Origin of the sequence: Lentzea sp. NPDC020367, from assembly GCF_044387305.1 — a bacterium.
Classification (GTDB): domain Bacteria; phylum Actinomycetota; class Actinomycetes; order Mycobacteriales; family Pseudonocardiaceae; genus Lentzea.
This window is the reverse complement of sequence record NZ_JBIRVV010000003.1, coordinates 565,494-574,071: the sequence shown is the minus strand read 5'-3', so window position 1 is coordinate 574,071 and position 8,578 is coordinate 565,494. Positions and strand designations below refer to the sequence as shown.

Sequence of the window (8,578 nt, the reverse complement as noted above, 5' to 3'; positions counted from 1 at the left end):
CCGGGCGAGCAGGGCCGGGCGAGCAGGGCCGGGCGAGCAGGGCCGGGCGAGCAGGGCCGGGCGAGCAGGGCCGGGCGAGCAGGGCCGGGCGAGCAACAAAACCGGGCGGCCGGACGTTCACGGGGTGGAGGAAGGGGAGTCCTATGTGGGCGATCATCGGGTGGCTGGTGGCGATCTGGATCGTGCTGGCCGTCGTCGGGGCCGTCGTGAAAGGCCTTTTCTGGCTCGCTGTGATTGGAGGACTACTCCTCGCAGGCACCGCGGCTTACGGTGCGATCAAATCCAAGCGATGACTCTGGATTAATGACTACGCACCGCTCACCATGGGGCGGTGTTGTTAGCCAACGAGGCCCGCCTCGAGCGGTGGGAGCGAAAGGTCGAGTGGCCGTTGACGGCACTCGCCGCGGTGTTCCTCGGGGCCTACGCGTGGCAGGTTCTCGATGATCACGGGGCCATGCACGTGCCCCTGGAGATCGCGTTGTGGCTGGTCTGGGTCTTGTTCGCGGCCGACTTCGTCACGCGGATCACGTTGGCGCAGAACAAGTGGAAGTTCCTGAAAACGCACCTTTTCGATCTTGCCGCGGTTGTCTTGCCGATGGTGCGGCAGCTGCGGGTGCTTCGGTTGATCACCGTCCTCACGTTGCTGAACAAGAAGTTCCAGCACAAGATCAGGCAAAGGGTCAGCATTTACGTCGCGGGCGTGACGATTATCGTCGCGTTTTGCGCGAGCCTCGCGGTGCTGGACGCCGAAAGGCACGCGGAAAACGCCAGCATCACCACGTTCGGTGACGCGCTGTGGTGGACGCTGACCACCATGTCGACGGTCGGGTACGGCGACCGCTACCCCGTCACGGGTGAGGGGCGGCTGGTCGCGGGGTTGTTGATGGTCGGTGGCATCGCGCTGCTCGGTGTCATCACCGGCACGATCGCCAGCTGGCTCGTGGAGAAGCTGCGCGGTGTCGAGGAAGCCGAGCTCGAGACCGCGCAGGAGCTGCGGAACCTACGCGCCGAGCTCGCTGAACTCCGCAAGGAGCTCGGCACGCGCCACAGCGGCTGACGTCCACAGTCGCGCGTCCCAGCCCGCGATCAGTGCGCCCTCCACATTGGACAGGCGGTCGTCGAAGAAGATCACGTCCGACGAACCGATCACGTCCGACGTGTGCTTCCAGATCGCCGCGTCCGGCTTCGCGCAGCCGAGGTCACCGGAGAAGACCAGGTGCCGGAAGTGCTTGGCCCACGGCACCTTCTCCGCCAGTCGCCCGAACGTCGACGGCGCGTTCGACAGCAACGCCAGCGGCACGCCGAGCGCCGCCAGGTCCTCGATCAACGCGACGGTCTCCACCACCGGGTCGTCGAGCCAGCCCGCGTTGTCCATGGCGGTCAGCTCGCGGACCAGGGCGTCGTCGAGGGTCAGCCCCAGAGAAGAGCCGATCCGCGCCCAGTAGTCGGCGTCCGACCCGCCGCGGTCGTACGCGTCGCGGTCCCAGTACGCCGTTTCGAAAGCCTCCAGTGTCACCCCGAGCTTCGCCGCCATCGCGGGCCGCGCCGGGTTCCGCTGGCTGATCACCTCGCCGAAGTCGAACACGATCCAGCGCATCTCAGACGTCCTCTCGAAGCCGGCGCAACACCTCGGCGATGTCGGACGAGTCCACGTCGCCGTGCGTCACGAACCGAACCTTGCCTGACATGGGACTGGCGAAAACCCCGACCTCGCGCAACGACAGCAGCGTCTTGTCCAGGTCGGGCACCGACGCCAGCACGATGTTCGTGGCGGGCTCGGCCACCTCCCAGCCCAGCGACCGCAGTCCGGAAGCAAGTACATCAGCGTTGGAATGATCGTCGGCCAATCGATTGATCCGGTCGAGGGCGACTAGACCCGCCGCCGCCAGCACCCCGCCCTGCCGCACTCCGCCACCCAGCATCTTCCGCACCCGCCGGGCCTCGACGACGAACGACGCGGAGCCGGCGACCACCGATCCGACCGGCGCCCCGAGCCCCTTCGACAGGCACACCTGAACGGTGTCCACCCCGGAGGCCAGGACCGCGGGCGACACCCCGAGAGCCACGGACGCGTTCCACAGCCGGGCCCCGTCGAGGTGCACCGCCAGCCCGATCGACCGAGCGGCCGCCACCAGCGAAGTGTGCTCATCGACCGAGGTCACCGTGCCGCCGGACGCGTTGTGCGTGTTCTCCAGGCACAACAACGTGGTCCGCAGCCCGTAATAAGGAGACTCACCGCCACCTGCGGCGATCACGGTCTCCGCGGACACGACGGGCAGGGCGTGCGGCATCCCGCCGGCCAGCCACGCGGCCGTCCCGAGTTCGGCGTCGAGCACGTGCGCGCCCAGCGGAGCCAGGAACCGGTCACCGCGCTCCAGGTGCAGGAACAAGGCGATGAGATTGCCCATGGACCCGGAGGGAACCCACAGCGCGGCCTCGACGCCGAGCAACGAGGCGACCCGCTCCTCCAGAGCGGCCATGGTCGGGTCGTGGTCCAGCACGTCGTCGCCGACCTCGGCCTCCGCCATCGCGCGGCGCATGGCCTCGTCGGGCTGGGTGACGGTGTCCGAGCGCAGGTCGATGGGGGTCACGAGCTCGATCACATCACATCCGGTGAACGACCAAGGGGGTGATGTAGCTCTCGCCGATGGTTCGTGCAACCGTTGGTGCCTCAGTTTCCGTCCAGTCAGTGCAACTCGAGGAACGAGCGGAGAGCAGTCCGCGTGGATCAGCGCGACGAGCAGGAGTTCGCGGAGTACTTCGTGGCTCGCCGTGAGGCTGTGCGCCGAACGGCATACCTGCTGTGCGGCGACTGGCACCGCGCTGACGACTTCGCGCAGACGGCCTTCGTAGCGGTGCACAGGAGGTGGCGGAAGATTCGGGACAAGCAGGCTCTCGACGCCTACGTCCGACGCACCGTCGTGCGCGCGGTGATCGACGAGTCACGCCGTCCGTGGCGTCGCGAGAAGTTCACCGACGAGATGCCCGAGTCGCCGACGACGGACAACGAGATCGGCGAGACGGTCGCGACCCGCGAGGCGTTGCTGAAGGGCCTGCGCAGAGTCCCGCCGAGGCAACGGGCCGTGCTCGTGCTCAGGTTCCTCGAGGGCCTCGACGTCACGGCCACGGCCGAGGCGCTGAAGTGCTCGGAAGGAACTGTGAAGAGTCAGACCGCGCGCGGACTGGCAGCGCTCAGGGAAGCTCTGGGCGACGCCATCGACGACCTGCGACCGGCGTCGTGACCAGCGAGAGGAGGACGTAGATGGACGAGCAGAAGCTCGCGGACCTGTTCCGCGACGCAGCACAGGACGCACCACCGGCGTCCTTCGACGCGGGCGACGTCCGCACGGCTTCGCGCCGCGCCACGCTGCGCAGGCGCAACTCGATCGCGGCCGGCACCACCCTGGTCGTCGTGCTCGGTTTCGGCGGTGTTCTCGCCGCCAACACCTGGGTGAGCCAGGACTCGAGCAGTTTGAACACCGCGGGTTCTGGGCAGAACCGTGACAACGCGGCAGAATCCCCGATGACCGCACTCGAGGCGATACCGCCTACAGGCTTCTCCGGTCAAAGCCAGTCCACGCAGGGGGACGGGCAGACGCCGGGAAGCACTGGCCCTTCGGCCAGTGAAAGCGCAGTGCAGGGCTGCGCAGGTGTGGACCGAGAGCTCGCTGACGCCCTCGCCGACGAGCTTTCGGTCTCACCGGACTTCGCCGTGGCACCCACGGAGAGCTGTCCGCCCGACGCGCGCTCGGTCGCGTTCAAGATCGACGGGTTGACGATCACCGCGATCGTCACGCCGCAGCCGTTCGACGCGCCCGCCGGTGCGGAGAAGGTGAAGACCGCCCAGGGCCAGGACCTCTACGTGTTCACCCAGGGCGACGGGGCGCTGAAAGGCCAGGCCAAGCGGTTCGCGGACGCACTGGCCCCCAAGTTCTGATCGTCCGCCCAGTACTCTGGCTCGACTATGACGGCAGCAACTCCCAAGGGTGAGCGCAGGCGGCAGGCGCTCGTGGAGGCCGCGTCAGGCCTGTTCGCGGAGGGCGGGTTCGACGCGGTCCGGCACCGCGCGGTCGCCGAACGCGCAGGTCTGCCGCTCGCGTCGACCACGTACTACTTCGACTCGCTGGACGAGCTGATCATCGCGGCCGTCGAGTTCCACGGCCGCAGCGAGCTCGCGAGCTTCCGGCAACGGCTCTCGTCGCTGCCCGAGCAGACGACCGACGACGTGCTCGTCGAGTTCATGCTCGACCTGCTGGTCGGCGAGGACGCGACCGACATCGAGGCCGTGCTGCTGCGCTACGAACGCCTCGTCGCGACCGGTCGCCGCCCGTACCTGCGGCCGTTGATGCGGGTGCTGTCGACCGAACTGCGCGAGCTGATCGCCGACGTCTTCGCCCGCTCAGGCCGGGACATCGGGAGCGACCGGGTCGAGGAGTTGATCGCGTTGGTGGACGGATCCGTGGTCAACTCGTTCATCGAACTGAAGTCGGACCCTCGTGGCGTGGCGGCCAGGATGCTCCGTTCGGCTCTTTCGCGTCACGCCTGATGCAACCTCGCGTTCCTCCCATGCGTTCCCCTGGTTGAGGACGCGAGAGGGGAACGCATGCGCAAGGCCGATGAACAGGGCTTTCGCGAATTCGCGGCAGCCAATGCCGCGTCTTTGCGACGTACTGCGTATCTCTTCTGTGGCGACTGGCACACAGCTGAAGACCTGATGCAGTCGAGCCTCATGAAGATGTACGTGGCGTGGAAGCGCATCAAGGACCTCGACAACCTGATCGCGTACGCCCGCAAGGTGCTGCTGCGCACCTGGCTGGACGAGAAGCGCAGGCCGTGGCGCAGAGCCGAGCAGCGTGACGGGGAGCTGCCCGACGCCGCGGACGCCACCGTGGATCCCGACACGACCAGCGCGAAACTGTGGGCGCGCGAACTGGTTCACACCGCGCTGTTGCAGGTACCCCCGAGGCAACGGGCGGTGCTCGTCCTGCGGTACTTCGAGGACCTGTCGGTCGCCGAGGTGGCGGTGGCCATGGGGTGCACCGAGGGAACGGTCAAAAGCCAGACGGCGCGCGGTCTCGCGACACTGCGCACCATCGTGGAGAAGCTCGACAACAGTTCGGGGAGGGTCGCGTCGTGAGTGAGCAGGAGATCCGCGAGGGAATGCTGCTGGCCGTCTGGGACGAGCCGCCGCTCGACTTCGACCCCGACACCCTGATCAGGCGGGTCGAGCAGAAAAAAAGTCGTCGACGAGCGCTGGTCGCTGTGGGCGTGGCTACGGCGGTGATCGCCGTCGCGTCGCTGGCGCTGCCCGGCCTGCTGCCTCGTGACCGCGACAGCCAGCTCGGCGCCGAGACCACGACGAACTCGTCCACGCCGCCCAGCCAGTCGGTGGAGAAGAAGGCCCAGCGCATCGGCGACAAGATGGCCGACAAGCTAGGGGGGACGGTGACGAACCTCAAGGACATCTCGGCGTCGTTCGGTCCCGGCATGGTCGTCTATCCCCCGTACGCGACGTCGAGCCCGGCGCGCAGGCCGGGCGACCCGGAGTTCTCCGGATACCTCTACCTGACCGACCCGATCGGGCCGACCTCGCTGCGCCTGGAAGCCGGCGGTCAGGGGTTCTCGACGAAGAGCTTCTGCTCCGGCGCCACCCTCTGCAAGGACGTCCAGCAGGAGGACGGGTCGGTCGTCACCGAGGCCGAGTTCAACGACGGGACGCCGGAGATCGCCAGGGCGGAGGTCGTGCGCGTGTTCCAGAGCGGATACGTCGTGCGCATCACCAGTCACAACTACAACCCGGCGACGGGCAGTGGTCTGAGGCAGACGGTGCCGGTGCGCGTGGGGGTCCTCACAGAGCTGGTCACGGACCCCGGCATCGCCTGGCAGTGAGGTGCGCGTGCACTAATCTTGCGCTGTGACGAAGCCCCGCATCGCCAACGTCCTCGCAGGTCGCTATGCCTCCACGTCGCTCGCGACGCTCTGGTCGGCCGAGCACAAGATCGTGCTGGAGCGCCAGCTGTGGCTCGCGGTGCTGCGGGCGCAGGCGGCCGCGGGCATCGACGTCCCGGCGACCGCGATCGAGGACTACGAGCGCGTGCTGGAGCAGGTCGACCTGGAGTCGATCGCCGCGCGTGAACGGGTGACGCGGCACGACGTGAAGGCGCGCATCGAGGAGTTCAACGCGCTCGCGGGCCACGAGCAGGTCCACAAGGGAATGACCTCGCGCGACCTGACCGAGAACGTCGAGCAGCTGCAGGTGCTGCGGTCGCTGGAGCTGATCAGGTCCAAGGCCGCCGCGGTCCTCGGCCGTCTCGCGCGCCTCGCGGCCGAGCACTCCGACCTCGTCATGGCCGGCCGTTCGCACAACGTGGCCGCGCAGGCCACGACGCTGGGCAAGCGCTTCGCGACGGGCGCCGACGAGCTGCTGGTCGCGTTCTCCCGTCTCGACGAACTGATCGCGCGCTACCCGCTGCGCGGCATCAAGGGCCCGGTCGGCACCGCTCAGGACATGCTCGACCTGCTCGGCACGCCCGAGAAGCTGGAGGAGCTGGAGCGCACGGTCGCGGGCCACCTCGGCTTCGAGCGCGTGCTCACGAGCGTCGGCCAGGTCTACCCGCGCTCGCTCGACTTCGACGTCGTCTCGACGCTCGTGCAGCTCGCCGCGGCGCCGTCGTCGGTGGCGAAGACGATCCGGCTCATGGCGGGCCACGAGCTGGTGACCGAGGGCTTCAAGCCCGGCCAGGTCGGGTCCAGCGCGATGCCGCACAAGATGAACACCCGCTCGTGCGAGCGCGTGAACGGCTTCGCGGTGATCCTGCGCGGCTACCTGTCGATGGTCGGCGAGCTCGCGGGCGACCAGTGGAACGAGGGCGACGTGTCGTGCTCGGTGGTCCGCCGGGTCGCGCTGCCGGACGCGTTCTTCGCGTTCGACGGGCTGCTGGAGACGTTCCTGACGGTGCTGGACGAGTTCGGCGCCTACCCGGCCGTCGTCGCCCGCGAACTGGACCGCTACCTGCCGTTCCTCGGCACGACGAAGGTGCTGATGGCGGCTGTGCGCGCGGGTGTCGGCCGGGAGACCGCGCACGAGGCCATCAAGGAGAACGCGGTGGCGGTCGCGCTGGCGATGCGCGAGCAGGGCCTGGCGCAGAACGACCTGCTGGACCGGCTCGCGGCGGACGAGCGGCTGCCGCTCGACAAGGCCGCCCTGGACGCGCTGCTGGCCGACCGCCTGTCGTTCACCGGCGTGGCGTCGGCGCAGGTCGCGTCCATCGTGGAGCAGGTCGCCGCGGTCGTCGACAAGTACCCGGCCTACGAGCCGGAGCCCATTCTGTGATCGTTTCCGACCTGATCGTCCACCCGGTCAAGGGATGCGGCGGACACTCCGTCGCATCCTCCGTCGTGGACGTCACCGGACTGCGCGGCGACCGGATGATGATGCTGGTCGACGACGACGGAGTGTTCCTGTCGCAGCGCAAGGTCGCCGCGATGGCCGCGCTGCGTCCGTCCCTCGTGGACTCCTCGCTGTCGATCGGCGGCGAATCCTTCCCGGTCGTCGTTGACGGGCCTCGGGTTCCGGTGGCCGTGCACACATGGCAGGGCACCGGAATCGACCAGGGCGACGCTGCCGCGGCCTACTTCTCCGACGCGCTGGGGAAGTCCGTGCGGCTCGTGCGGACGCCACCGGACCTGCGCCGCGAGACGACCGGCGAGACGACGGGACTGGTCGGGTACGCGGACGGCAACGCGTTGCTGGTGCTCTCGCTGTCCTCATTGGACGGCCTGAACGAGCGCATCCTGGAACGCGGCGGCGACCCGGTGCCGATGAACCGCTTCCGCCCCAACGTGGTCGTGTCCGGCTGGCCGGAACCGCACACCGAGGACCGGGTGCGGCGCGCGGCGATCGGTGACGTGGAACTGGCCTACGCCAAGGACTGCGTGCGGTGCGCGGTGCCGATGGTCGACCAGGAGACCGGGCTGAAGGACGGCCCGGAGCCGATTCGTTCGCTGGCGACCTACCGGCGTGACCCCGACGGCGGCGTCACGTTCGGCATGAAGGCACAGGTCGTGCGCACCGGCGCCATCGCGGTCGGCGACAAGATCGACGTGCTGGAGTGGGCTTAGGCCTTCTGCCAGCGCAGCCGGTCACCGCGCTGAGGATCCTTGCGGCACACCAGCTTCTCGCCGAGCAGGCCGATGCCGTTCGCGCCTTCCGGATCGCAGCGCGCGCCTTCGTTGACCAGGAGTCCCTGCTGCGGGGGCTCGGTGGTCGTCGGCTGCTGCACGGCGGGAGGAGTCTGCGCTGGTGGCGGTTTCGGCTGCGTGGTCTTCGTCGTGGTGGTCGTGGTCGCCACTGAGGACGATCCCTTCACCGTGATCTCGACACCGTCCGGGGTCGGGACGATCGAGACCGGCTGGGGCGTGCTCGACGTGAGCGAACCTCCTGCGGCAGGCGACGAAATGGGGCTGGAGTCGAAGCTCCACCCGGCCACACCCAGCACGATGAGCAGTCCCAAGCTTGCCAAAGCCGGGATCCACAGGGCCTTTCTAGGGAGCACGGGTGCACCTTAAGCTTCTTTTG

12 protein-coding genes are annotated in these 8,578 nt (G+C 68.5%); 9 read left to right on the top strand and 3 right to left on the bottom strand.

Going from position 1 to position 8,578, the window contains the following annotated elements; all coding sequences use genetic code 11:
* Window positions 1–143: 143 nt before the first annotated feature.
* Complete coding sequence (locus ACH413_RS15075; RefSeq protein WP_166049133.1) at window positions 144–293, top strand: hypothetical protein; 150 nt, start codon at window positions 144–146, stop codon at window positions 291–293.
* A gap of 38 nt (window positions 294–331) precedes the next feature.
* The gene (locus ACH413_RS15070) at window positions 332–1,057 is read left to right on the top strand and encodes an ion channel (RefSeq protein WP_360040855.1); all 726 of its coding nucleotides are present in this window, start codon (window positions 332–334) and stop codon (window positions 1,055–1,057) included.
* On the opposite strand, the gene ACH413_RS15065 is transcribed toward ACH413_RS15070, so the two are convergent.
* Complete coding sequence (locus tag ACH413_RS15065; protein ID WP_360040858.1) at window positions 1,001–1,597, bottom strand: HAD-IA family hydrolase; 597 nt, start codon at window positions 1,595–1,597, stop codon at window positions 1,001–1,003. The two genes, ACH413_RS15070 and ACH413_RS15065, sit on opposite strands and share 57 nt — an antisense overlap.
* Before the next feature lies 1 nt (window position 1,598).
* A complete protein-coding gene (locus ACH413_RS15060; RefSeq protein ID WP_396425010.1) occupies window positions 1,599–2,540 on the bottom strand; it encodes a threonine aldolase family protein in 942 nt (313 codons plus the stop codon).
* A 183-nt stretch (window positions 2,541–2,723) separates the two neighbouring features.
* Here ACH413_RS15060 and ACH413_RS15055 point away from each other — a divergent pair, with 183 nt between their 5' ends.
* From ACH413_RS15055 to ACH413_RS15025, 7 genes are read left to right on the top strand one after another with little or no spacing between them, the layout of a single operon-like run.
* Complete coding sequence (locus tag ACH413_RS15055) at window positions 2,724–3,242, top strand: SigE family RNA polymerase sigma factor (protein ID WP_093595689.1); 519 nt, start codon at window positions 2,724–2,726, stop codon at window positions 3,240–3,242.
* Between the two features lie 20 nt (window positions 3,243–3,262).
* Window positions 3,263–3,937 (top strand): hypothetical protein, encoded by a 675-nt coding sequence (locus ACH413_RS15050; RefSeq protein WP_360040861.1) that lies wholly within the window; start codon window positions 3,263–3,265, stop codon window positions 3,935–3,937.
* Window positions 3,938–3,964: 27 nt separating this feature from the next.
* Window positions 3,965–4,546: a TetR family transcriptional regulator gene (locus tag ACH413_RS15045; protein WP_360040864.1), complete on the top strand. Its 582-nt coding sequence runs from the start codon at window positions 3,965–3,967 to the stop codon at window positions 4,544–4,546.
* A 57-nt stretch (window positions 4,547–4,603) separates the two neighbouring features.
* Window positions 4,604–5,137, top strand: a complete 534-nt coding sequence (locus ACH413_RS15040; protein WP_093595697.1) for a SigE family RNA polymerase sigma factor — start codon at window positions 4,604–4,606, stop codon at window positions 5,135–5,137.
* Window positions 5,134–5,889: a hypothetical protein gene (locus ACH413_RS15035; protein ID WP_360040867.1), complete on the top strand. Its 756-nt coding sequence runs from the start codon at window positions 5,134–5,136 to the stop codon at window positions 5,887–5,889. The genes ACH413_RS15040 and ACH413_RS15035 overlap by 4 nt, the downstream gene beginning before the upstream one ends.
* Window positions 5,890–5,914: 25 nt before the next feature.
* On the top strand, window positions 5,915–7,333 hold the full coding sequence (purB, locus tag ACH413_RS15030; protein ID WP_360040870.1) for an adenylosuccinate lyase: 1,419 nt from the start codon (window positions 5,915–5,917) through the stop codon (window positions 7,331–7,333).
* The gene (locus ACH413_RS15025; protein ID WP_360040873.1) at window positions 7,330–8,121 is read left to right on the top strand and encodes an MOSC domain-containing protein; all 792 of its coding nucleotides are present in this window, start codon (window positions 7,330–7,332) and stop codon (window positions 8,119–8,121) included. The genes purB and ACH413_RS15025 overlap by 4 nt, the downstream gene beginning before the upstream one ends.
* Here the strand turns inward: ACH413_RS15025 and ACH413_RS15020 are convergent.
* Entirely contained in the window at window positions 8,118–8,555 is a 438-nt protein-coding gene (locus ACH413_RS15020) for a hypothetical protein (RefSeq protein WP_360040875.1), read from the bottom strand. The genes ACH413_RS15025 and ACH413_RS15020 overlap by 4 nt on opposite strands.
* Window positions 8,556–8,578: the final 23 nt, after the last annotated feature.

What these genes read in the sequence shown, in the direction of transcription:
- ACH413_RS15045 (WP_360040864.1), top strand. Translation starts at nt 3,965, where the DNA reads ATGACGGCAGCAACTCCCAAGGGTGAGCGCAGGCGGCAGGCGCTCGTG.
- ACH413_RS15050 (WP_360040861.1), top strand. Translation starts at nt 3,263, where the DNA reads ATGGACGAGCAGAAGCTCGCGGACCTGTTCCGCGACGCAGCACAGGAC.
- ACH413_RS15040 (WP_093595697.1), top strand. Translation starts at nt 4,604, where the DNA reads ATGCGCAAGGCCGATGAACAGGGCTTTCGCGAATTCGCGGCAGCCAAT.
- ACH413_RS15075 (WP_166049133.1), top strand. Translation starts at nt 144, where the DNA reads ATGTGGGCGATCATCGGGTGGCTGGTGGCGATCTGGATCGTGCTGGCC.
- ACH413_RS15060 (WP_396425010.1), bottom strand. Translation starts at nt 2,540, where the DNA reads ATGCGCCGCGCGATGGCGGAGGCCGAGGTCGGCGACGACGTGCTGGAC.
- ACH413_RS15065 (WP_360040858.1), bottom strand. Translation starts at nt 1,597, where the DNA reads ATGCGCTGGATCGTGTTCGACTTCGGCGAGGTGATCAGCCAGCGGAAC.